The organism is Photorhabdus sp. RM96S, from assembly GCF_042879335.1.
Lineage (GTDB): Bacteria > Pseudomonadota > Gammaproteobacteria > Enterobacterales > Enterobacteriaceae > Photorhabdus > Photorhabdus kayaii.
Window position 1 is genome coordinate 14,946 of sequence record NZ_JBHFKT010000037.1, and the last position, 24,022, is coordinate 38,967.

General features: G+C 42.1%; 24 protein-coding genes. 9 read left to right on the forward strand and 15 right to left on the reverse strand.

All coding sequences use genetic code 11. From position 1 onward, the window contains the following. Positions 1–28: 28 nt before the first annotated feature. Both ACGF49_RS18935 and ACGF49_RS18940 read left to right on the forward strand, forming a co-directional pair. On the forward strand, positions 29–751 hold the full coding sequence (locus ACGF49_RS18935) for a DUF2884 domain-containing protein (RefSeq protein WP_271859766.1): 723 nt from the start codon (positions 29–31) through the stop codon (positions 749–751). A gap of 117 nt (positions 752–868) precedes the next feature. After that, positions 869–1,819, forward strand: a complete 951-nt coding sequence (locus ACGF49_RS18940; protein WP_113043275.1) for a siderophore ABC transporter substrate-binding protein — start codon at positions 869–871, stop codon at positions 1,817–1,819. A gap of 599 nt (positions 1,820–2,418) precedes the next feature. Here the strand turns inward: ACGF49_RS18940 and ACGF49_RS18945 are convergent. From ACGF49_RS18945 to ACGF49_RS18970, 6 genes are all read right to left on the reverse strand, one after another. After that, complete coding sequence (locus ACGF49_RS18945) at positions 2,419–3,081, reverse strand: hypothetical protein (protein ID WP_113043276.1); 663 nt, start codon at positions 3,079–3,081, stop codon at positions 2,419–2,421. A 549-nt stretch (positions 3,082–3,630) separates the two neighbouring features. Further along, positions 3,631–4,761, reverse strand: coding sequence for a radical SAM family heme chaperone HemW (gene hemW, locus ACGF49_RS18950; RefSeq protein ID WP_113043277.1), 1,131 nt, complete (start codon positions 4,759–4,761; stop codon positions 3,631–3,633). After that, a complete protein-coding gene (locus ACGF49_RS18955) occupies positions 4,754–5,347 on the reverse strand; it encodes an XTP/dITP diphosphatase (RefSeq protein ID WP_113043278.1) in 594 nt (197 codons plus the stop codon). Before ACGF49_RS18955 ends, hemW begins: the two co-directional genes overlap by 8 nt. A gap of 26 nt (positions 5,348–5,373) precedes the next feature. Further along, positions 5,374–5,922, reverse strand: coding sequence for a YggT family protein (locus ACGF49_RS18960; protein WP_113043279.1), 549 nt, complete (start codon positions 5,920–5,922; stop codon positions 5,374–5,376). An 18-nt stretch (positions 5,923–5,940) separates the two neighbouring features. Further along, positions 5,941–6,762 (reverse strand): pyrroline-5-carboxylate reductase, encoded by an 822-nt coding sequence (gene proC / locus ACGF49_RS18965; protein ID WP_113043280.1) that lies wholly within the window; start codon positions 6,760–6,762, stop codon positions 5,941–5,943. A 25-nt stretch (positions 6,763–6,787) separates the two neighbouring features. Beyond that, entirely contained in the window at positions 6,788–7,483 is a 696-nt protein-coding gene (locus ACGF49_RS18970; protein ID WP_271858884.1) for a YggS family pyridoxal phosphate-dependent enzyme, read from the reverse strand. Positions 7,484–7,504: 21 nt separating this feature from the next. Here ACGF49_RS18970 and ACGF49_RS18975 point away from each other — a divergent pair, with 21 nt between their 5' ends. Then, entirely contained in the window at positions 7,505–8,542 is a 1,038-nt protein-coding gene (locus ACGF49_RS18975; protein ID WP_113043282.1) for a type IV pilus twitching motility protein PilT, read from the forward strand. A gap of 27 nt (positions 8,543–8,569) precedes the next feature. Here the strand turns inward: ACGF49_RS18975 and ruvX are convergent, their stop codons facing one another. The 4 genes from ruvX to rsmE form a co-directional block, all read right to left on the reverse strand. Continuing rightward, a complete protein-coding gene (gene ruvX / locus ACGF49_RS18980; RefSeq protein ID WP_113043283.1) occupies positions 8,570–8,989 on the reverse strand; it encodes a Holliday junction resolvase RuvX in 420 nt (139 codons plus the stop codon). After that, positions 8,990–9,553, reverse strand: coding sequence for a YqgE/AlgH family protein (locus ACGF49_RS18985; protein ID WP_387492291.1), 564 nt, complete (start codon positions 9,551–9,553; stop codon positions 8,990–8,992). Between the two features lie 109 nt (positions 9,554–9,662). After that, positions 9,663–10,613, reverse strand: a complete 951-nt coding sequence (gshB, locus tag ACGF49_RS18990) for a glutathione synthase (protein ID WP_113043285.1) — start codon at positions 10,611–10,613, stop codon at positions 9,663–9,665. A 9-nt stretch (positions 10,614–10,622) separates the two neighbouring features. Continuing rightward, positions 10,623–11,354 carry a 16S rRNA (uracil(1498)-N(3))-methyltransferase gene (rsmE, locus tag ACGF49_RS18995; protein WP_387492295.1) on the reverse strand — a complete coding sequence of 244 codons (732 nt, stop codon included), beginning with the start codon at positions 11,352–11,354 and terminating at the stop codon, positions 10,623–10,625. A gap of 279 nt (positions 11,355–11,633) precedes the next feature. Here rsmE and ACGF49_RS19000 point away from each other — a divergent pair, with 279 nt between their 5' ends. Further along, positions 11,634–12,320 carry an A24 family peptidase gene (locus ACGF49_RS19000; RefSeq protein ID WP_113043287.1) on the forward strand — a complete coding sequence of 229 codons (687 nt, stop codon included), beginning with the start codon at positions 11,634–11,636 and terminating at the stop codon, positions 12,318–12,320. 51 nt (positions 12,321–12,371) lie between these two features. Here ACGF49_RS19000 and ACGF49_RS19005 read toward each other — a convergent pair whose 3' ends face one another. Both ACGF49_RS19005 and ACGF49_RS19010 read right to left on the reverse strand, forming a co-directional pair. Then, positions 12,372–13,013 carry a DsbA family protein gene (locus ACGF49_RS19005; protein ID WP_228902281.1) on the reverse strand — a complete coding sequence of 214 codons (642 nt, stop codon included), beginning with the start codon at positions 13,011–13,013 and terminating at the stop codon, positions 12,372–12,374. 31 nt (positions 13,014–13,044) lie between these two features. Beyond that, complete coding sequence (locus tag ACGF49_RS19010; protein ID WP_113043289.1) at positions 13,045–13,929, reverse strand: MBL fold metallo-hydrolase; 885 nt, start codon at positions 13,927–13,929, stop codon at positions 13,045–13,047. A 105-nt stretch (positions 13,930–14,034) separates the two neighbouring features. Between ACGF49_RS19010 and ACGF49_RS19015 the strand changes: the two genes are divergently transcribed. Then, a complete protein-coding gene (locus ACGF49_RS19015) occupies positions 14,035–14,949 on the forward strand; it encodes a LysR family transcriptional regulator (protein WP_011145516.1) in 915 nt (304 codons plus the stop codon). Here ACGF49_RS19015 and ACGF49_RS19020 read toward each other — a convergent pair. Next, complete coding sequence (locus ACGF49_RS19020) at positions 14,932–15,867, reverse strand: LysR family transcriptional regulator (RefSeq protein ID WP_113043290.1); 936 nt, start codon at positions 15,865–15,867, stop codon at positions 14,932–14,934. The two genes, ACGF49_RS19015 and ACGF49_RS19020, sit on opposite strands and share 18 nt — an antisense overlap. 124 nt (positions 15,868–15,991) lie before the next feature. On the opposite strand from ACGF49_RS19020, the gene lysA reads away from it, so the two are divergent. Next, positions 15,992–17,284, forward strand: coding sequence for a diaminopimelate decarboxylase (gene lysA / locus ACGF49_RS19025; RefSeq protein ID WP_387492299.1), 1,293 nt, complete (start codon positions 15,992–15,994; stop codon positions 17,282–17,284). Between the two features lie 72 nt (positions 17,285–17,356). On the opposite strand, the gene fadE is transcribed toward lysA, so the two are convergent. Beyond that, complete coding sequence (fadE, locus tag ACGF49_RS19030; protein WP_387492301.1) at positions 17,357–19,792, reverse strand: acyl-CoA dehydrogenase FadE; 2,436 nt, start codon at positions 19,790–19,792, stop codon at positions 17,357–17,359. Positions 19,793–20,052: 260 nt separating this feature from the next. Between fadE and lpcA the strand changes: the two genes are divergently transcribed. Beyond that, entirely contained in the window at positions 20,053–20,634 is a 582-nt protein-coding gene (gene lpcA / locus ACGF49_RS19035) for a D-sedoheptulose 7-phosphate isomerase (protein WP_113043293.1), read from the forward strand. Positions 20,635–20,784: 150 nt separating this feature from the next. After that, on the forward strand, positions 20,785–21,552 hold the full coding sequence (locus ACGF49_RS19040; RefSeq protein WP_112878728.1) for a class II glutamine amidotransferase: 768 nt from the start codon (positions 20,785–20,787) through the stop codon (positions 21,550–21,552). Here ACGF49_RS19040 and ACGF49_RS19045 read toward each other — a convergent pair. Further along, on the reverse strand, positions 21,523–22,257 hold the full coding sequence (locus ACGF49_RS19045) for a murein L,D-transpeptidase family protein (RefSeq protein WP_113043294.1): 735 nt from the start codon (positions 22,255–22,257) through the stop codon (positions 21,523–21,525). The genes ACGF49_RS19040 and ACGF49_RS19045 overlap by 30 nt on opposite strands. A gap of 419 nt (positions 22,258–22,676) precedes the next feature. Here ACGF49_RS19045 and ACGF49_RS19050 point away from each other — a divergent pair, with 419 nt between their 5' ends. Next, complete coding sequence (locus ACGF49_RS19050) at positions 22,677–24,020, forward strand: Na(+)-translocating NADH-quinone reductase subunit A (protein ID WP_113043295.1); 1,344 nt, start codon at positions 22,677–22,679, stop codon at positions 24,018–24,020. The last annotated feature ends 2 nt before the right edge of the window (positions 24,021–24,022 follow it).

Sequence of the window (24,022 nt, forward strand, 5' to 3'; positions counted from 1 at the left end):
CTCTCAGGTGATTTTCTTAGGAGAAAACATGTTACGCAAAATTATCATTGCTGCATCTTTGCTATTTGTTGCTCAGACTCAAGCAGGTTATGAATGCCAGGTAAATCCACAGAATGACATTATTATTACTTCTCAATCAGTTCAAGTTGTGGGGGCAAGTGGCAATCTCCAGATTTCACCTGATGGTTCAGTAATTCGTGATGGTAGGAACTTAAGTTTAAATACAGAACAGCGTCAGAAAGCACAACGTTATCAGCAGGCTTTGCGGCAGGATTTGCCTTGGATTAAACAAGAAACCGGAAGACACCTGATAACGGCCCGTAAATCCTTGGATAAAGTCGTAGTAGATACTATCGGTAAGGATAGCAATGTGCGTAATCGGTTGTCTGATCTTGAGTCAGGGCTCAATCAGCAAATAAACCGAATTATTGAAACTCGCTCTGATGGCATGGCATTCCACCATCAAGCGATTAAGCAGGTTGAAAAAGATAGCCGTAGCTTAATTGAGCAAAGTCTTGGTGGAGTGTTACAGGACAGTATTAATGAGATTGGCAATAAGCAATTTAGCCTAAATGGTGATAATAATCAGGCACTACAATCTTTGCTTGGTAGTTTGGGTGGATTGCAGAATAATTTGAAAGCTGAATGGCGGGCTCAGGAGGAAGATTTCCAGCGTTTTGGCAAAGAGGTTTGCGGTAAGGTCAGTGGCCTTGAGCAACAACGAATTGAATTACTGAATTTTATTAAATAGTTGCTGATAATCACAAATAAGAATCAATTTGAAATTGATTCTTATTTAGATTGACATATTTTTTTCGCTACCTAGAATGCAAATGCTTACTAAATATTCTTTCTTGGAGTGCAATATATGAAAAAGATAATCCCCGTCGTTCTGGTATCGTTATTTGCTGTTGCAAGCCATTCCGCATTTAGTCAGAAATCTGCTGTAGTTACACCAAATGCTGTTACAGCTCAGGCTGATGATAAGGTTATAGTTAAGCACCTTTCCGGTGAAACTGAGGTCAAAAAGAATCCTCAGAAAGTTGTTTTATTTGATTTCGGCACTTATGATTCATTAGTTAAATTAGGTTTATCAGATAGGGTTGTTGCATTACCTACTGGTAATACGCCTGAATATCTCCGTAATAGCTTACCTAAAGAGGTAGAAAATGCGGGGGGGATGAAAGATCCTAATCTGGAAAAACTGGCGCAACTTAAACCTGATTTGATCGTTATTACTGGTCGTCAAGGTTCTTTCTATGAAAAACTGTCAAAAATAGCACCGACAATTAATTTGGGAACTGATAGCAAAAATTATTTGGTTTCAGTTGAAAGTAATATAACGTTATTAGGTGAATTATTTAGTAAACAGAGTGAAGTGAAAGATCAGATTGCCGATCTGGAAAAAACTATTGCTAAAGCTCAGGATAAAGCTAAATCTGCTGATGCAAAAGTTTTAGTATTGCTGCATAACGCAGATAAATTAATGCTGAATAACCAGAGTGTCGTGTATGACGTGGTTAAGGCACAGAAAGCGGAATTAGCTATTCCTGCTGGTGAAGATAAAACCAAACGCGTTGTAGTGACTTCTGATATGATTGCTCAAGCCAATCCAGATGTGATTTTAATTATTGACCGCAGTGAAGCAATTGGTGCTGGTAAGCTAGATAAAGCGAAGTTTGAAGATGATAAAGTGAAATCCACTTCAGCGTACAAGAATGGCAAAATTACTTATCTGAAATCTGATCTGTGGTATTTGTCTGGCGGTGGTTTGGAAAGTCTGTCAGCACAAGTTAATGCGGTGGCTGATGCCCTTTAATCAGGTCATGTGCCATTTTGAATTTGAACAGTGATTGAAGTTCCACAATGGATTGTTTTAGTTTGGTCTGACAGTTATCGGTTTTTTATGCTGGTAACTGTCAGGTTTGATTTGAGCTATACTCTATGGATTCCAAGATGCATCGCGATGGCAAGGGAGCGAATCCCCGGCAGCATAGCTAACTTCGTTATTAATAAATATATTTATACTCAAGATACTTCAAAGTGCATGTTTGAAAAACGATTATGTTGTTGAATTTAAATGTTTTTATATCTGACGACTCAAGCATCTTGAAGTTCATTCGGTATATATCATATGTAAGTAAGCTGAGAAATTATTTACATTGGTCATTTTTAAAATAACCAAAATTAATCTAAATATTTTTTCAGATGATAATTTACTTTCTGTGAAAAAATAATTTTTTTAAAATATTAATAGTAATTTACATATTGAATTTACAAGATGAAATTATTATTTATTTTATATTTTAATGTCTGATTTATTCGATTTTATAATATGGAGAATGATATTTAACTATCAAGGAACTTATAATAAATAATAAGTTCCTTGATAGTTAAATAAGATTACAAATAAAGGTCTTATGAACAAACATGAACTGCGTTTGCCGCATCAATCCCCAATGTAGCTATAGCAGCACCAGCCAGAGCTAGTTCTGCAATAAATGCGGCTCCATCTGTAGCAAACCATATAGTTAATTGTGCTGCTGCGGTTACCCCAGTAATTACCCAGTCATACCAATGCATTGAGTCCTTTAATGCCTTGATTATTCCAGAAAAACCTACAGCATTCTTAATTTCAGAAATTAATGACCAAATCATCTTCGCTTTATCAAGAAGAGAAGTCGCATTTTTAAAGTCTTCGATTGTAGCAAGTAATCCACGTAGAGTATCCTGGCTTAACTCTTTTAATAATGCGCGTGTGGCTGCACGAGTTTCAGCTTCATTTATACCTAAAAATTGGAATACAAGACCAAAAGCATCAGCAACAACCGTACCAATTGCAAGAATACATGGTGATACACCGGCGTATTCAATTGGCTTTAATTCTCTATCAATGCGAAGATGAGTTAAATTATTAAGGAATAATCTCTTGTGAGCATCATTTACAACCATATCAAGGCTGATATTTGCTTTTTGATAATCGGAAAGTTGATCATAAAAGTCTTTATAATACGGAGTCAGTGCTGTAGCCAGCTCTTCTTTGGATAAAGTATATAACATTTCTTTATTTTCAACGTTCATTTTTTATTCCAATTCAAGTTAAGTTAAGAATAATTTTTGAGAATGCTTGTGCTAATAAGAATATAATAAAGAGAAAATTAAATATAGTCGTATTTGAGATAATTTAAATGATATTATTGTGCTGTAATTCACATATATTAAACTTAATTCTTGTGTATAATGTGTTTTTATTAAACTTCAATTAATATACTTGCTGATGGTCGATATTAACTATTATCTACATGGATAAATATATTTATACGAGAGATTCATAAATCTTTATATTATTATTTTTTGTATTATATTTTTTTGTTTATTTTTATGTATATTGAGTTTTTATTATTGAAAATTAAATTGTGAATTATTATTTTGATATTAATTGGGATGTAATCAGTCCTCCAAAAGGAGTAGGAATCCGACACTGGTCAATCAGTCACTACCATCTAATGGAGTCCCCACTGAAGTTCAGCGGGGGAAATGTATTATGAATAGAAACGAAACCAATGGAGGTATCAATTTTATGCAAAGATAATCTTTGTGGAGTTGAATTTTCCGAAGGCGATTTTTGTGTTAAAGAAATAGTTCCAATAATGAATTTAGGAACAGTTTGCCTTTCTGCGTAATTTGCCAGTGTGTTGCTGTTTCAGAGAGATAACCAGCGGCTAAGGCTTGTTCAATTTGAGTACGAATTGAGGTTTCAGATAACCCGGTGAAATCACTGAAATCTTGTTTTGGCATCATTTCCAGTAGACGGAATCGGTTCATAAAAAATTCAAATGGTCGATCTTCATTTTCTACCTGATGCTGTTTATCCAGATAGCGCCCCTGCATATATCCACGAGGATGTTTGGTTTTCACTGTGCGTAGGATACGGCCATCTTCAAATGTGATTTTTCCATGAGCGCCACAGCCAATACCAAGGTAATCCCCAAAACGCCAGTAGTTGAGATTGTGCTGGCATTGATAGCCTGGCTTGGCATAAGCAGAAGTTTCATATTGCTGATAACCTGCCGCTGTCAGCAATTGGTGACCTTGTGAAAAGATATCCCATAAAGCATCATCGTCGGGTAGAACGGGAGGACGAGAACCAAAGCTGGTATTAGGCTCAATAGTCAACTGATACCATGAAAGATGCGGTGGTGATAATGCAATTGCCTGACGTAAATCATTCAGCGCTTCATCAAGACTTTGGTTCGGCAAACCATGCATCAAATCTAGATTAAAACTGCGTAGCCCCAGACTGGCGGCTAAACGTGCTGCCCGTTTGGCTTCATCCGGCCCGTGAATACGGCCAAGACGTACTAGTTTATCCGGGCTGAAACTCTGCACGCCAATGGATATTCGGTTAATACCCGCTTGCTGGTAACCGCTGAAACGGTCGATTTCCACAGTACCCGGATTGGCTTCCATCGTAATTTCAGCTTGTGGCGATACCGGCAGGAGAGCACGAACGCCATCCAGCAATTGTTGCATTGCCTGTGAGCTAAGCAGGCTAGGGGTTCCTCCACCAATAAAGATAGTGGTAACTTCCCGTCCATTGACCATTGGCCGATCTGTTTTCAGATCTGCCAATAAGTGGTCAACATACTCCTGATGTGGAACATCACCTTTCAAGGCATGAGAGTTAAAATCACAGTAAGGACACTTTTGTACACACCATGGAATATGGATGTAAAGACTCAGTGGTGGAAGTTTAAGCATTACGTAGTGTATCCAACATCATCTTTAGTGCCTGACCACGATGCGAAACAGCATTTTTTTGTTCACCCGTTAATTCAGCGGCAGTACAGCCTAATTTTGGTATGTAGAAGATGGGATCATAACCAAACCCGCCATTACCGGCAGGCTTATGAGCGATAATCCCCGGCCAGCGACCATGAAATACCAGAGGCGTTGGATCTTCTGCATGGCGTATATAAACCAACACACAGTTAAACTGAGCTTGACGTTGATCGTCAGGAATATCTTTCATCGTATCCAGCAATTTTTCCAAATTTTGCTGGTCAGTAGCATTTTCACCTGCATAGCGGGCTGAATAGATACCCGGAGCGCCGCCAAGGATGTCTACAGATAGACCAGAATCATCAGCAATTGCGGGCAGGCCGGTAACTTGTGCGGCGTGGCGGGCTTTAAGAATGGCATTTTCAATAAATGTCAGCCCGGTCTCTTCGGCTGAATTTACGCCTAACTCAGTTTGAGCAACAATATTCAGACCAAAATCAGCCAGTAATTGTGCCAGTTCACGAACTTTTCCGGGGTTGCCGGTTGCCAGAACGACTTTTTGCATTATTTTGAGCTCAATTTAATTCTTATTTACTGTATCAGCCATGAAAGAACATCAGCGCGGAGATAGTTCAGTGCGTATAGGATCAAAATGACGATCATTGCTGAAAAATCAAGGCCGCCCATTGTTGGCATAATGCGGCGGATAGGTGCCATCAATGGCTCTGTTAGTTGCATCAAAACATAGTCAATCGGATTGCGTCCCTGGCTTATCCAGCTTAGTAGAGCACGTGCCAGCACCAACCAGAATATCAGTTTACCTGCTGCTGTCAGCAATTCAATTAACCCGATAGGGATGAAAAGTGTGAGGAAAGCAACCGCACCGGTACTGAACCAAAGTTGCATGATCAATTTAAACAATACCAGAACGTAAGCGACAACAATGGAGGCAGTATCGAGAGAACCAATAGACGGTATAACTCGGCGTAATGGCCGAACGATCGGTTGGGTCATTTTCACAATAAATTGGGCAAATGGGTTATAAAAATCACAACGAGCCCATTGCATCCATACACGAAGTAATAAAACAGCGATGTATAAATCCAGAACTGTGAATAGAATAAAGGTTAAAAATTGCATTTAGCAGCCTTGATAAAATTAAAATTGTTTTTCCATTTCCTGTGCCCGGCGAATAGCCGCCTGCATAGCGTTGGATACGGTTTCCGGCAATTTGCCTTCATAAAAAATACGTAATGCTTCCGCAGTAGTACCGCCTTTAGATGTTACCTGTTCACGCAGGGTTGCAAAAGGGAGATCTACATTTGATGCGGCCAGTGCCGCAGAACCTATTGCCGTTTGCAAAACAATTTCACGGGCTGTTTGGCTATCAAAACCTAGACGTTCTGCTTCCTGTTGCATTGATTCCATAAATAGGAAGAAATAAGCGGGTGCACTGCCTGCTACGGCGATAACGTCATTGATGCCATTTTCATCTTTTACCCAGTAGGTTTTACCAACACTGTTCATTAATGCTTGAGTGAAATCACGGTCAGACTGACTGACTTGCTCAGATGCGAATAATCCGCTCACCCCTTGACTAATTAATGCCGGCGTGTTTGGCATGATACGAACAATATTGAGTTTGTCTTGTAATAAAGCATCAAAACGTGCAACGGAAATACCTGAAGCAATAGACAGAACCAGCTTGTTACTGAAATCTACATTTTCTTTCAGAGGCTGGCAGACATCTGCCATGACTTGCGGTTTTACCGTCAGAACAACAACGTCTGCTTCCTGTGCGTAGCGAATATTGTCACTACCGCTGTTAACGCTATACTCTGTTGCTAGTGCATCGCGGCGAGTATGACTTGGTGCGCAGACATTAATCAGCTCAGCAGGGTACCCTCCTTTTACTAATCCAGCTATGATGGCGTGAGCCATATTACCTGCACCAATAAAGGTAATTTTACGTTTCTCCATTGAATACCTCGTAGCATTGAAATGGTTAATTGTGATACTGACGTGCACCGAAAATTGCTGTTCCAATTCGTACTAATGTGGAACCACAATTAATAGCGGCAGCCATATCATCAGTCATCCCCATTGAAAGAGTATCTATTTGAGGATATTTCGTTTTCAGGTTAAGGAAGGCTTGTTCCATCCTCCTGAAAACCATTAATTGATGTTCATAGTCAGGTTCTGGTGCCGGGATTGCCATTAAACCACGGAGCCTTACATTCGGCAGTTTGTTCACTTCGGTTGCCAGCGTTGATAGTTCATCAAGTTGAATACCTGATTTGCTCCGTTCATCACTGATATTTATTTGAATAAGAATATTCAGCGGTTCCATTCCCTCCGGGCGTTGTTCGTTCAGGCGTTGTGCTATTTTCAAGCGGTCAATGGTATGGCACCAGTTAAAATTTTCTGCCACCAAACGGCTTTTATTAGACTGTAACGGACCGATAAAGTGCCATATCAAATCATTACAATTTGCAAAATACGCAATTTTTTCTACACCTTCCTGCACATAATTTTCACCAAACTGGCGTTGCCCGGCAGCGATTGCTTTTTCGATATTTTCCACAGGTTTGGTTTTACTGACTGCAAGCAAGGTAATTTCTTCTGGAACGCGTTCGCATTTCTGTGCGGCAATGGCTATGTGGGTCCTGACATCTTGTAAATTTTGTTCAATATTGTTCATGGTGACTCAGGAGATTAAAAAATGAATATGGATAAGCTAGTGGCCCTTAGTGTAAAGCATAATGCTTCAGATCTGCATCTTTGTATTGGGCAAGTTCCTGTATTACGTATAAATGGAGTGCTTTGTCCGCAAACTCAACTGCCATCTGTAAATAATCTATTGCTGGAAGAGTGGAGTAGGCAGTTTTTATCAGAAAATCAGCGACAACAGCTATTAACGAGTGGACATGTGGATTTTGCGTTGGAAACAGAAAATGGCCAACGATTGAGGGGCAACATTTTTTGTCAACACTCCGGGTTGTCAGTCGTTTTGCGTTTAATTCACTCTCAGTGTTCAACTCTGGAACAGCTAAAAGCACCTGAAATTATCCGTGAAATGGCTTTGCGGGAAGAGAGTGGGTTGATCCTGGTAACAGGTGCTACAGGCAGCGGGAAGTCGACAACGTTAACAGCCATTGTGGATATGCTGAATAGCCACTGTTGTCAGCACATTATTACATTGGAAGATCCCGTGGAATTTATCCACCATAGTCGCAATTGTCTGATACAACAACGGCAAATTGGATTGAATTCTCCTAGTTATCAGGAAGCGTTAAAAGGGGCTCTCCGGCAAGATCCTGATGTATTGTTGTTGGGTGAGTTGCGGGATAAAGAGACAATACGCTTGGCGTTAACCGCGGCAGAGACTGGGCATTTGGTATTGTCGACTTTGCATACCAGAGGTGCTGTACAGGCAATTGACCGGCTGGTGGATATTTTCTCCGCTGAAGAAAAAGGGTGGGTACGTAGCCAGCTAGCAGGCAGCCTGAAAGCTGTGATAGCACAGCAATTAGTCTCTGCCCAAGGAGGAGGACGAGTTGCTATATATGAAGTATTGGTAGTTAATCAGGCAGTGAGTCATCTGATACGAGAAGGAAAAAATCATCAAATAACAACACTTATGCAGACGGGCGCTGCCAGTGGGATGCAAACTTATGAGCAAGGCTGGCAGCAGCGTAAATTACAGGGATTACTGGCAGAGCAAACAGAAAGGAAGATCAAAGAGAATGCTATCAGTTAATTGCGAATCGCGGTTATATGGTTGCTGTTAATAGTGCTGTTCAAACCAGCTTTCCAGAATAATAACAGCGGAAGTAGCATCTACTTTTCCTTTATTTAAGGCTTTATAACCCCCTCGGTCGAACAGATGGGCACGGGCTTCAACCGTTGTCAGGCGTTCATCTTGGAGTTGAACTTGTACGCCAAACCGGCCATGTAGCCGGTTTGCAAATTTACGTGCTTGCACTGTGACGAATTGCTCAGTGCCATCCATATTGAGGGGAAGGCCAACGATAACCAGATCAGGTTGCCATTCTTTAAGTAATTTTTCGATTTGCCCCCAATTGGGGATACCATCTGTGGCTTTAAACGAGGTTAATGCTCTGGCGGTGCCCGTGATTTCTTGTCCAATGGCTGCGCCGATGCTGCGGGTGCCAAAATCGAAGGCCATTATTGTACGGTTATTCATCTATGCATGTCCTGCCTGTGGGGCAATATTATAGATATTGATTCCGAGCAAAGATGCGGCTTCACGCCAGCGGTCCGCAATGGGTGAGTTGAAAATAATGTGTGGATCAGCGTTTGCTGTTAGCCAGCTATTCTCCATTATCTCTTTTTCAAGTTGACCCTTTTCCCAACTGGCATACCCCAACGTGACCAATATCTGTTTTGGTTGGCGTGGTGTACCCAAGGTTTCAAGGACGTCTTTGGAGGTGGTGATCATTGTGTCATCGGAAATTTTGATACTTGAATTGAAACCTGGTTTTGGTGTGTGCAATATAAAACCATGATCTTCAGCAAGTGGACCACCAGTCATAACAGGCTTGTTTAGATTGATACTTTCATCCCGATCTTCTGGTGATATTTTCAGCTTTTGTAAAACTTTCCGAACAGAGATTTGCTCAATAGGTTTATTTATCACCAATCCCATTGCCCCATTTTCATTGTGTTCACATATGTAAACAACTGAGCGTTTGAAATAGGGATCAGATAATGAAGGCATGGCGATAAGAAAATAGTGCTGTAGATTCATTTTTTTTCTAGTAATTAACCTGGCTATGTAAGGATTATTTAGCCCAACAGTATGTGGGCTAAAAGTATAAATGACAAACCTTGACAGGCAAATTCGTGAAAAGAATTTTTTATTTCTCTAATCGTTCTTCAATTGCATTCATTAACATGCCAATGATTGAAATATCAGGGAAAGCGGCTTCTATCTCGCGTGCACAGGTTGGACTGGTGACATTAATTTCAGTCAGTTTGTCACCAATGATGTCCAGACCAACAAAGATTAACCCTTTTTCTTGCAAAGTTGGAGCAACAGCTCTGGCGATAGCCCAGTCACTTTCTGAAAGCGGGCGAGCTTCACCACGGCCACCCGCAGCAAGATTACCACGGGTTTCACCTTGGGTAGGGATACGAGCCAGGCAATAAGGAACGGGTTCGCCATTGATAATTAATACTCGTTTATCACCTTCTTTTATGGCCGGTAAGAAATTCTGCGCCATGCAGAAGCGATTGCCATGTTCTGTTAGAGTTTCAATAATAACACTAACGTTTGGGTCATCTTTTTTCAGGCGGAATATCGATGCACCGCCCATACCATCTAGTGGTTTAAAGATGACATCTCCGTGTTTCTGGTGGAATTCACGTAAGTGAGCGGCATTGCGAGTCACTAATGTATCTGGTGTTAAATCAGGGAACCAGGCTGTGAAGAGTTTTTCGTTACAATCGCGTAGGCTTTGTGGTTTATTGACAATGAGAGAGCCTTTCTCTTCCGCGCGTTCCAAAATATAAGTGGCGTAAATGTATTCAGTATCAAATGGTGGATCTTTGCGCATCAGGATGACATCCAATGTTTCCAGTGCTAGATCTTGTTCTCTATCGAATTGGTACCATTGTTGTGGATGGTTTTCTACCTGCAATAAGCGGGTACGTGCGCGGGCTTCCCCTTGGTGCAGATAGAGATCACTCATCTCCATATAATGGAGTTCCCAGCCGCGACGTTGTACTTCTAATAGCATGGCAAAACTGGTGTCTTTCTTGATGTTGATGGATGAAATGGGGTCCATCACTATGCCGAGTTTGATCATTCTTTCTCCTTAACCCAAATCGCCGAAACGCACTTGTAATGCAGTAATTGCGGTGAGCGCTGTCGTTTCTGTTCTCAGTACCCGTGGTCCTAATAGGATATCAGTAAATTGGTAATTAGCTGTCATAGCAATTTCATCTATCGATAATCCACCTTCCGGGCCGATCAGTAAACGCACTTTTTCTACAGGTAAAGGTAGGGTATTGATGCTTTGGCTGGCTCGTGGATGTAGATTTAATTTTAAACTGCCATCATTTTCTGCACACCAGTGCTCAAGTTGCATCACTGGGCGAATTTCAGGTACACGGTTACGACAGCATTGCTCACAGGCAGCAATAGCAATTTTCTGCCACTGCTGAAGTTTTTTAGCCAGCCGTTCTCTATCCAGCTTTACACCACAGCGTTCAGAAATTAAAGGCGTAATAACATTTACCCCTAATTCTACAGATTTTTGAATGGTGAATTCCATTTTCTCACCACGGGATATGACTTGCCCCAGATGGAGATTAAGTGGTGATTCATTATCGGCGAGTTCGCTATTGCTGATATGTACTTTGACAGATTTTTTGCTAGCTTCGGTAATCTGAGCGTTGAAGATCTGATTGCTGCCATCAAACAGTTGTAACTGTTGGCCATGAGTCATTCTGAGTACCCGCCCAACATGGTTAGCCGCCTCATCACTCAGATAAATTTCAGTATTCGATGAGAGTAATTCCGGGTGATATACGCGGGGTATACGCATGTTTTTCTTTCCTTATACATAAGGCCATAAATAATGGAGGGTATGATAAGGGAGGCTTAATCCAATTATCAAGTTATCTCGATGCGGATTGTTATCTCTGAATAAATGTTGCGAGTCTGCTCGCATATTTATATCTTATTTGACTTTTTTATGTTTATTTTGTTGTTTTAATGTAGTGGTGTTTATTATTATCTTTTTATGCCAAAAACATAATGAATATTTGTTTTATTATTTGGTTAAAATATTCATTGTATAATTAAGCTGGAGGTGTTTTATTAAATGGATTTTAATATTAAGGTTATTGTTTTAGCTGTTTTTATTGGAATAGTGTCTGGAATGATTCTGAATAAAGCGATATCTGTATTTATTAAAATTACTTATGGATATGAAAAAATAGCTTTCGGTTATTTTCAGATTGAATTAGTGACACTGTTTATAACGGCTTTTTTTGTGATTTATTTTTCATTGAGTTTTCATTCATATATTGTTTTAATGTTTGTTTTGATATTTACTTGGATGCTAATTATACTTTCTTTTATTGATGTAAAAATTAGGTTGTTGCCAGATATAATAAATTACCCACTTTTATGGTTAGGGTTATTATTGAATTTAAATCAAACTTTTGTGTCTATTGAACAAGCTGTGACAGGTGCGATTGCGGGTTATTTGGTTTTATGGTCGCTCTATTGGTTATTCAGAATAATCTGTCATAAAGAGGGATTAGGATATGGCGATTTTAAATTAATGGCGGCGGTTAGTGCTTGGTTGGGGGTTGGTGCAATTCCTTTATTAATGTTCTTATCCTCATTGTTTGGTATTATTGGATGCGTGTGGCAATGGAGAATGCGAGAAAATTATCAGGATGCTATGGCTTTTGGTCCTTATATAGCTATTTCTGCGATCATAATGATTTATCTGAACTTGCAGGGAATGGATGGATTATTTTGGATGGCGCCCGATAGCTAAATAAGATATGGGCGCCAGTAGTTAAAATTGTGGTATTAAAAAATTGTGGTATCAAAACTGATAGTGAATCAGCATATCTTGCCAACGTTTAGGTTGCCCCAAATATTTATCAAGAGAAATAATAGATAGCTCGTTTCTGTTATTTTCTAAAATAAACGTAGGGAAGCCTGAGCCGCCAACTTTTGCCAATAATTCACGGCTTTTCCTGATATGTTGGAGACTTTCTGATTCGTTATTCAATATCAGCTCTTGCTGGAACTGTTCTGAATCAAGCTGTAGTTCATTTGCTAAATTCAATAATGTTTCAGTTTCGCTGACTTTTAGTCCACGAACATAATGCGCTTTTTGTACTGCCAGTAACATTTCGACACCTTTAACAGCCAACTTTTCTGCTGCAAGAATGGCTGATATTGGTGGTAATGAATCCATAATCAGTGACTTATCATTTAACAGTGTAACATATTGCTCACTGAAAATTTGCCCGGTCAGGCTTGCGATCCGTTTATCCTGACTAAGGACATAATCACGCCATGTGCTGTCTATTTGGCGTCTATTATCACCTGTTAGCATTCCGCCGCCATGCAATTCAATTTTCACATTTGCGACCTCTTTTGCTGCTTGTATCAGAGAGGAAACGCCATAGCACCAGCCACATAGTGGATCATAGATATAATGCAGAGTCATTCCGGGCATATTACTTATTCCTGAAAAAGGGTTAATTCACTTATTGGGGCCACTTCATTTCGCCTTTCAGCACCTTAGCACTTAATTCGAGACTGGATTTGTCTCCAAGTTTTGGATAGTGTTTCTCCATTGCGGCTATTAGCGCTTTTGAATCTTTCGCTTTTGCCAGCTCTTTCTCAAAAATAGTCAGGTACTTCTGCGTGAAATGAACGGATTCCAACGTCATTGGCGTGTTACCAAGGAAATGTCCCGGAACTACAATTGTCGGTTTTAGCTCTTTTATACGATCTAATGTCTGCATCCAGTTTTTACGAGACTCTTTAGTCTGTGTATCCGCCATCCAGACATGAATGTTGCTTGAAACGGTGACACCGCCTACTACCGCTTTTAGTTTTGGTATCCAAACGAAAGTACGGTCAGCCGCAGGGCCATCAAGACCTTCGACGATCAGTTTTTCACCATCAACTGTAAAAGTGTGACCTTCCAGTAGTTGCGGCACGATGACTTTTTTGGGTGCCTGTTCTTTCAGGACACCTCCCCAATAAGCCAGTTTGCCATCTTTGGTCTTGTTGATTTCTTTAATTGTTTCTGGTGATGCAATGACTTTGGCATCAGGGAATGCTTTGGTCAGTACTTCAAGGCCGAAATAGAAATCAGGATCGGACTGACTGATATAAATGGTTGTCAGCTTTTTTCCGGTATCTTTAATTCTTTTGACCAGTGCTTCAGCATCATTTTTTTGAAACTGAGCATCGATCAGTACAACTTCTTTATCTCCACTGATGATTTCAGAAGAGACAGGAAATAGGCTTTTCTCACCCGGATTATAAACATCCAGTTTGAGATCAGCGGCTTGTGCCAGAGAAATGGTACCCAAGGAAAGGATACCTGCCAGCGCAATATTTAGTGTTGTTTTGCGAGTCATGATTGAATTCCTGATGTTGTGTGAACGAGGTTCATAATAAGTTGCGTTTTTCGATGGAAAAACCGCATAATTGGTAATTATTTGTTGCATAAATCGAGCTAATTGATGGATAGAATCACTGCTGCGCAAGTGTTCACTATAATTGTAGAACAAGGCAGCATGATTGCTGCATCGGAACGGTTAGATATGTCGCGGGCAATGGTATCCCGTTATTTGGCTGAAATGGAAAAGTGGGCGGGAGTACGTCTGTTACATCGTACGACGAGAAAGATCAGCCTGACATCAGCAGGAGAGATCGCCTATCAGCGCAGCCGTAAGTTATTGCAATTGTCGGAAGAGATACCTGTTCATCAACCAGTAGAAGCGCAGGAGCTGAGTGGTCTTTTGCGGATAAGCAGTTCTCAATCTCTGGCAGTAAGCGCGTTGTCTGTAGCGATTCCTGAGTTTATGCAGATTTATCCTCAGATAGCTATTGATATGCAAATAAGCAATAAGGCAATAAATTTGGTCGAGGAGCGGATAGATTTAGCGTTACGCATCACGAATAATCTGGAACCGAATTTGATCGCCAGACCGTTATCGACATGTCATTCTGTGGTTTGTGCCGCCCCTTGTTATCTGGCGGGAAAAATGCTCCCGCAAAAGCCTGCTGATTTAGCCCTGCATAACTGTATGACTTATAACTTTTTTGGTAAAAGTCTTTGGTTATTTGAACATCGAGGGGAAAAATATTCTGTTCCTGTTAGCGGTACTTTGAGTGCCAATGAATCGATGGTGTTAATGGAAGCAACATTGCAAGGTGCGGGAATCGCCATGCAACCTTATTATTCTGTTGCTTCGCATTTGGCGTCAGGAAAATTGATTCAGTTGTTGCCAGAATATCGACCTCAAGCTATGGGAATTTATGGTATTTATGCCAGCCGTCAAAATATGCCCGCAACGCTGAGGGCATTACTGGATTTTCTGGTTCAATGGTTTGCTTCCTCTCCATACTGGCAAGCACTAATGCTGAAAAGCTGACTTTAGTTTCTGAGGAAACAGAGCAACTTGTGCTTTTAGGTGCTCAATAAAAGTATCGACTGGGGCGGAAGAAGGACGGTGAATGGGTTTTATCAGGCTGACAGTAAAAGGAATGTTAATACTAAATGGGCGAGCGCATATTTCAGATTTGCCATGACTGTCTAGATAATCGAGTACGGTCAGTGGGTTGACAATAGAAACACCAATGCCTTCTCGCACCATTGCACATACTGATGCAGCACTGTGAGTTTCCATAATCATGCGGCGGCGAATATGGTGTTCTGTGAATATTCCATCAATGAGCTGACGGTAACTATCTGTTATTGAAAGGCTGATGAAATTTTGTTGGTTGAAATCTTCTGGAGTCAATAGCGGTTTATGACTGAGAGGATGAGCGGCAGGCAATACGCAAATTTCATTTAGTGTGATCAGTGTTTCTCTCTGTGTACCCGGTGGTGTCTGCAAATGTTCTGTCAGACCCAGATCATGGCGTTGAGCTGAGAGCCACTCTTCCAGTAGAGGTGACTCCTGTGGAATGATGGTTAAATTAGTGTCAGGGTATTGACGGGTGAAGTGGTGGCAAACTTTCGGTAACAGTGATTGAGAAAATACCGGCAGGCAGGCAATGGAAAGCTGAGCATGTTGAAATTTACGTATGTTGTCAGCCGCATTCATTATTCTTTCAAGTCCATAATAAGAGCGCTGTACTTCTTCAAAAAGGCGCAATCCTTGTGCTGTCGGATGCAGGCGGCCTTTTACTCGGTCAAATAGTTTGAATTTTATTAGATGCTCGAATCGTGCTAATTCGCGACTGACGGTTGGTTGTGATGTTTGTAATAAAATAGCCGCTTCTGTCAGGTTTTTTGTCGTCATTACCGCATGGAAGATTTCAATATGGCGCCATGAACAAGAAGACATAAATTGTTCCTTCGAAAGATAATTCTATATCACAGATGAATAAACTATAACGAAATGGATATTTTTATTCCTGTTTTTTACTGCCAATAATGGGTTATCTGTTGACTTTGTGAGAGAAACCCTGATGAGTGCTTTTACCTACAATTTTACCCGCAATAGTTGTCCTAATCTGATAGCGGAGAATTTGAGTTGTTTGCCAGAAACGTACGGTACTCCATTATGGGTTTACGATAGTGAAAAAATTATCCAAAAAATCAAATCATTATGTCAGTTTGATGTGGTTAGGTTTGCGCAGAAAGCTTGTTCTAATACTCATATTTTGCGCCTGATGCGTGAATATGGTGTGAAAGTTGATGCCGTTTCATTAGGAGAAATTGAGCGTGCTTTACGGGCAGGGTTTTGTCCAGGACAAGAAATGGCAGACATCGTTTTCACTGCTGATTTAATTGATGTGTCGACGCTGCAAAGAGTAACTGAATTGGATATTCCGGTTAATGCGGGTTCTATCGATATGTTGGAACAGATTGGTCAATATAAAAAAGGGCACCCGGTGTGGCTGCGGATCAATCCTGGGTTTGGTCATGGTCATAGCCAGAAGACGAATACGGGCGGGGAAAACAGTAAACATGGTATTTGGTATCAGGATCTGCCACTGGCAATTGAGAAAATCCGCCACTATGGATTGAAATTGCTTGGTTTACATATGCATATTGGCTCTGGTGTTGATTATCATCACCTTGCCAGTGTGTGTAATGCGATGGTTGAACAGGTTATTCTTTGTGGTGAAGATATTCAGGCAATTTCAGCCGGCGGCGGTTTATCGACGCCTTATCATCAGGGTGATGAACGAATCGATATCGCTCATTATTTTGGGTTGTGGGATGATGCGCGTAAAAGGATTGAGCAGCATTTAGGTCATAAAGTTGAGCTGGAAATTGAACCGGGACGTTTTTTGGTGGCGGAATCTGGCGTTCTGATGACAGAAGTTCGGGCGGTTAAGCAGATGGGGAACCGTAATTATGTGCTGGTGGATGCGGGATTTAATGACTTAATGCGTCCAGTAATGTATGGCAGTTATCACCATATCTCAGTTTTGCCTGCTGATGGACGTAAGATTGAGCAATTGCCATTGCAGGAAACGTTAGTTGCGGGGCCGTTATGTGAATCCGGTGATATCTTTACGCAGGTTGAAGGCGGAGGGATTGCGCCAAGAACGTTGCCGCCGGTTCGGGTTGGCGACTATCTGGTTTTTCATGATACGGGTGCTTATGGTGCGTCAATGTCCTCCAATTACAACAGCCGTCCGCTTATCTCTGAGGTGTTGTTTGTTAATGGTAGCCCCCAATTAATTCGTCGTCGCCAAACGATTGAAGAGTTATTAGCATTGGAAGAAGTATCTTGTGCCTCTACGTCATAAAATACGGGGCGATATTTGTTAAGATATCGCCCCGTGATTAATTTAGTGCTTAACTCTCTTTAGTCGTCAGTTTCAGGCGGCTTCTGTTCTCAGTTTTTCAACGCGGGCAGGAACAGCCAGTGCTTCTGCTTCAAACTCATCGACGTTGATAGAACGTAGACGGCTTGCTTCGGCACGTTTCAGAATTTCGGCTTCGTCTGGCGTGATCTTACGTTCTGCCAGCGCTTGTTCTGCCAGTTTATCAAGTCGAGTAAAACCAAGGCGTTTACCTGCTTCGCGACTCAAACGGGCATGGATCGGTTCTGCGGCAATAATATCATGCAGGGCTTCTTCCAGTAATCCGTGAGGATTGTGCTCGCTTGGTGTCAGATATTGACCACGGCCAATGCGATCACGGGTAGCCGACGGTTGTTGTAAGATCTGGGCCAGTTTGTGATCCAGACGGTCAGATGGGGCTGAATGTACACGCCCTAGAGGGAAGACGATAACACGCATCAGGCTGGCGACCAGACGATTAGGGAAGTTACTCAGTAAATTATCTATCGCTTGTTCTGCCTGATACAAACTATCTTGAACGGCCCAATGAACTAGCGGCAAATCTTCTTTTTGACGACCTTCATCGTCGTAGCGTTTCAATGTCGCGGAAGCCAGATAGGTTTGACTCAGAACATCTCCAAGACGGGCGGAGACACGTTCACGGCGTTTCAGGCTACCACCTAATACCCCCATTGCCACATCTGATAATAGCGCAAGGTTGGCACTCAGGCGGTTTAATTGTTGATAGTAACGGCGTGTTGCATCATTGACCGGCGTGCTACTGGTGCGGCCGTTGGTTAAGCCAAGCCAGAAGCTGCGTAACGTGTTACTGACAACGTGACCAAGATGCCTAAACAATGCCTTATCAAAATCTTTAATACGGTTATTTTCAGCCGCGGCCATTTCGTCAAGTACATAAGGATGGCAGCGGATAGCGCCTTGACCGTAGATAATCATGTTGCGGGTCAAAATATTAGCGCCTTCAACGGTAATGGCGATAGGTGCGCCTTGATAAGCGCGGGCCAGGAAGTTGGATGGACCAAGGCAAATCCCTTTACCACCGGCAATATCCATTGCATCAATAACAGATTTTTGGCCTCGGTGAGTACAGTGATATTTGACGATAGCGGATAACACAGAGGGTTTCTCACCTAGCATAATACCGGTTGTTGCAAGCGTTGAAGCAGCATCCATCAGATAGGCGTTACCGGCAATGCGTGCCAGTGGTTCTTCAATCCCTTCCATTTTACCAATTGGCATTTTGAATTGGCGGCGGATATAAGAGTATGCGCCAATCGCCATCGCAACGCTTTTCAAACCGCCGGTTGCATTTGATGGCAGAGTGATACCGCGGCCAACAGACAGACACTCAACCAGCATACGCCAGCCTTGTCCGGCCATTTTTGGCCCACCAATAATGTAGTCGATCGGAACAAAGATATCTTTACCGCGAGTTGGACCATTCTGGAATGGAATATTCAATGGGAAATGGCGATGACCAATTTCTACTCCTGGTACATTGGTCGGGATCAATGCACAGGTAATGCCCAATTCTTCTGTATCACCCAATAAATGGTCAGGGTCAGACAGTTTGAAAGCCAGACCGAGTACGGTAGCGATAGGGGCAAGTGTGATATAACGTTTGTTCCAGGTCAGGCGCATACCGAGAATTTGTTCACCTTGCCATTCTCCCATACAGACTACGCCTGTATCTGGGATTGATCCGGCATCAGAGCCAGCTTCCGGGCTGGTCAGTGCGAAACATGGGATCTCTTCACCACGGGCAAGCCCAGGTAGATAGTGGTTCTTCTGCTCTTCGGTGCCATAATGCTGTAATAATTCACCAGGGCCGAGAGAGTTAGGTACACCTACGGTAATTGCTAGAATGCCGGATGTACCTGCTAATTTTTGCAGGACTCGTGCTTGAGCATAGGCTGAGAACTCCAGACCGCCATACTCTTTTTTAATGATCATGGCGAAGAAGCGGTGTTCTTTCAGGTAACGCCATAACTCAGGTGGTAAATCAGCAAGTTCATGGCTTATCTGGAAATCATTGGTCATGCGGCAAGCTTCTTCTACCGGGCCATCCAGAAATGCTTGTTCTTCAACGGTTAACTGAGGCTTTGGATAGTCATGTAATTTTTTCCAGTCGGGTTTACCGCGGAACAGTTCGCCTTCCCACCAGGTAGTACCTGCATCAAGAGCTTCTTTTTCCGTGCGAGATAGAATTGGCATTACTTTACGGAAGGCTTTTAAGGCCGGAACAGTCAGTAAGGAGTGGCGCATTGGCGCAAAATTCAGCGGGAACAGAATAATGGCCATGGGTAACAACATCCAGTAGCTCCATGCATCAATAACGCCCATCAAGACGGTATAGACAAGGAGCAGTAAGCTGCTAAGACTGAGATTGACTTTGTGATAGCAAAGTATCCCAATCAATACTAAGAATAGAATAATACTCAATGTGGTCATAATAAAAGCTCCTGGTTAATCTCAGGGTCAGATAAGTCATCAGAGGTCGGACCTGTTGTGGTGTTCTTCTCTTTTTTAGACCAGGAAATTGCTTTTAGCAATATCTTTACATCTTAATTACAATGTAGCTCACAAACTCATGGTGATCGGTGGCGGCTTAATTCTCCAGAAATGTAATGTTGTCTTCTTTCAATTCTCTTGATCCGGTAAACTGCCCTTCGGCACAACATTAAAGATTACCTGACCGAAGTGAGGAGCCTATGTATCAAGACCTGATCCGTAGTGAATTGAGCGAAGCCGTGGATACGCTGGCAAAGTTTTTAAGTGACGATGCAAATATTGAAGCAATTCAAAAAGCAGCAGTATTACTGGCTGATTCATTTAAAGCGGGCGGCAAGGTATTGTCCTGCGGTAATGGGGGTTCGCATTGTGATGCGATGCATTTTGCTGAAGAATTAACCGGCCGTTACCGCGAAAATCGTCCTGGCTATCCGGCGATTGCAATTTCTGATGTCAGCCACCTTTCCTGCGTCAGTAATGATTTCGGGTATGAATTTGTTTTTTCTCGTTATGTGGAAGCGGTTGGGAAAGAGGGGGATGTGTTACTGGGTATTTCTACTTCCGGTAATTCCGGTAATATTATCAAAGCAGTAGAAGCTGCCCGCGTAAGAGGCATGAAAGTCATTACGCTGACAGGCAAGGATGGCGGTAAAATGGCAGGAACCGCTGATGTGGAAATTCGTGTCCCGCATTTTGGTTATGCAGATCGTATTCAGGAAATTCATATCAAAGTTATTCATATCCTGATTCAACTTATTGAAAAAGAAATGGTTAAAGTTTGATTTTATACCCTATGGATTTCAAGATGGATCGCGGCGGCAAGGGAGCGAATCCCCGGGAGCATAGATAACGATGTGACCGGGGTGAGTGAGTGCAGCCAACAAAGAGGCAACTTGAAAGATGACGGGTATTATAGGCTACAGAGGTGGGCAATGTGTGAGTTACTTGGCATGAGTGCAAATGTGCCAACAGATATCTGCTTTAGTTTAGGTGGTCTGATTCAACGGGGGGGTCATACTGGGCCTCATAAAGATGGTTGGGGGATCACATTTTATGAGGGGCGGGGCTGTCGCACATTTAAAGATCATCAACCCGGTTACAATTCGCCCGTTGCTCGCTTTGTACAAGAGTACCCGATTAAATCTAGAGTGGTGGTTTCTCATATCCGGCAGGCTAACCGCGGTAATGTTGCGTTGGAAAATACTCATCCTTTCATTCGTGAGATGTGGGGACGCAACTGGACTTATGCCCATAATGGGCAACTTCGGGGCTATCGGCAGCTTGAAACCGGTCAGTATCGTCCCGTTGGACAAACGGATAGTGAACATGCTTTTTGCTGGATTTTACAGCGACTTTCACAAAAATATCCAAGAACTCCCTCGAACTGGCCTAAGGTTTTTCGTTTTATCGCCTCACTCGCAGATGAACTCAGCAAAAAAGGCGTATTCAATATGTTGCTGTCGGATGGGCGTTTTGTGATGGCATATTGTTCAACCAACCTTTATTGGATTACCCGTCGGGCACCGTTTGGAAAAGCAAAACTTCTGGATCAGGATATTGAAATTGATTTTCAACAACATACACAGCCGGATGATGTTGTTTCTGTCATTGTTACTCAACCTTTGACGGGTAATGAAGCTTGGAATCGTATTGAGCCGGGTCGCTATGCACTATTTCATCTTGGTGAACGCATATTGTGATTGATGCTGCAAAAGTGGCGATTTTTCAGGTGTAGCATTAACCACATATTGGCCGTTAATGACGCTAATCGTTGCTGGCCGGTGATTTTTTACAAAATACTCATAGGCTGGCTGTAATTGTAGCCAAAACATGTAATAGGAGGATGAACGGTGGCGTAACATATTCTGCGGTGTCATTCTGAATGGATAAATACTGATATTAATTTCATACTGCCCGCGCAATAATGCACTTTCTACATAATCGTAGATTTCATCCATGTAACCATTAGTCATAGCGTAACAACCGACAGATTTACACTCGCCGTGGATCATTAAATAGTTACCGGAATAGCCTCTGAATTTATCGTATTCATTTGGAAAACCGAGATTAATAGATCGGTAATATCGACTATTTGGATTGAGCTGATGGGGTTTTACACGATAGAAACCTTCCGGGCTTTTCAGGTCACCTTCTGTGGTTTTGGGACCAAGGCCGCCAGAGTAATTACAGATGGGGTAGCTTTTAGACAGTTGGTAGCTTCCATGACCATTTTTAGTATAAAGCTCCAGTATCCGCTCTTCTTTGAATATTTGGATAAAGACAGGAGAGCCGGTCTGCGCGGGAGAATTTTGCTTCAATTGGACTAAAATATCCTCAGCATAGACAGGAGTAAATGAACTAAATAACAACAATATTATTGCAGAAAAAGCCGCGGTTTTTTTCATGTGACTACCATAATAGCGACGTAGCGGACTGACTAAAAATTTAGCTTAAGATTGCCATGAGTTATCGACTTTGTGAATAGAAAATGACGATGATAACTTTATCACTACAAAGTGATTGTTAGGTTAAAATATAATCTGTTGTCGGTAAAGGTGATATAAATATTCGTTTTTTGCGAACTGTTAATGGTTCAGCGCCAAAATTATTCCTGTTTGCTTGAACTAAATCACTTGATTAGTCAGACAGTCTAAGAAGGGAGATGTTAAAATTGCCGCCCGGAGATTAACAGAAAATCGTAATAATTATCGGAGAATTATCACCTGGGCACGCTTCGTGACTTAAGGGGCTTTTTATAGAGTAGCTATGTTACCACCAGGTAATCTGTAGCATATGATTTAATTGATAAACTTGTGCAAATCTTATGATTAAAATTAAAAAAGGACTCGACCTCCCGATTGCAGGAGCGCCTGCTCAAGTAATAGAAGACGGTCCGACGATTCGCCATGTAGCACTGTTGGGTGAAGAGTATGTTGGAATGCGTCCTTCTATGTTGGTTAAGGAAGGTGAGCATGTTAAGAAGGGCCAGATTCTTTTTGAAGATAAAAAGAATCCAGGCGTGGTTTTTACCAGTCCGGCCTGTGGGCAGATTGTGGCGATTAACCGTGGTGAACAACGTATTTTGCAGTCAATTGTGATTGAGATAACGGGAGATGAACAGGTTGATTTTGACCGTTATGATCGTTCCCAACTTTCTCAGTTATCCCGAGAACAAGTGGAAAAGAATCTGATTGATTCTGGGTTATGGACTGCACTGCGTACCCGTCCTTACAGTCGAACTCCTGCTCCCGGCTCCTCGCCAAAAGCAATTTTTGTAACCGCGATGGATACTCAGCCTCTGGCTGCAAATCCACAGGTTATTATTGCTACCGATGAAGAGGCTTTTGTTGATGGTCTGAATGTGCTGACTAGACTGACCGAAGGTAAAGTCCATGTTTGCCATAGTGCAGGAAGCTTGCCGAGTGTCGGCAATAATGCACAAATCACTTATAATCAGTTCTCTGGTCCGCACCCTGCGGGATTAGCTGGAACTCACATTCACTTTATTGAACCCGTCAGTGCGACTAAAACGGTATGGCACCTGGGATATCAGGATGTGATTGCTATCGGAAAATTATTCACTACCGGTACACTTTATACTGATCGTGTCATTGCACTGGCCGGTCCACAGGTTGAGAAACCCCGTCTTATACGTACTTGCTTAGGGGCTGATCTGCTTGAGTTAACTCAGGAGCAGCTTAAAGAGGGTGAAAACCGTATTATTTCGGGTTCCGTATTGTGCGGTACTCAGTCAGATGAGGTTCATCACTATCTTGGTCGTTTCCACACTTTGGTTTCCGTTTTGCTTGAAGGTCGCGAAAAAGAGCTATTTGGTTGGATAATGCCGGGTATCGATAAATTTTCAATCACCCGCACCACCATTGGTCATTTCCTGAAAAATAAGCGCTTTGCTTTTTCAACGACAATGAATGGTGGTGAACGTTCTATGGTACCAATCGGTAACTATGAGCGTGTTATGCCTTTGGATATCATGGCAACCCATTTACTGCGGGATCTGCTGGCGGGTGATACCGATAGTGCTCAGGCACTGGGTTGTCTGGAGTTAGATGAGGAAGACTTAGCGCTTTGTACCTATGTCTGTCCTGGCAAGTATGAATATGGTCCGGTACTGCGTGAAGTGCTGACTAAGATTGAGCAGGAAGGATGATT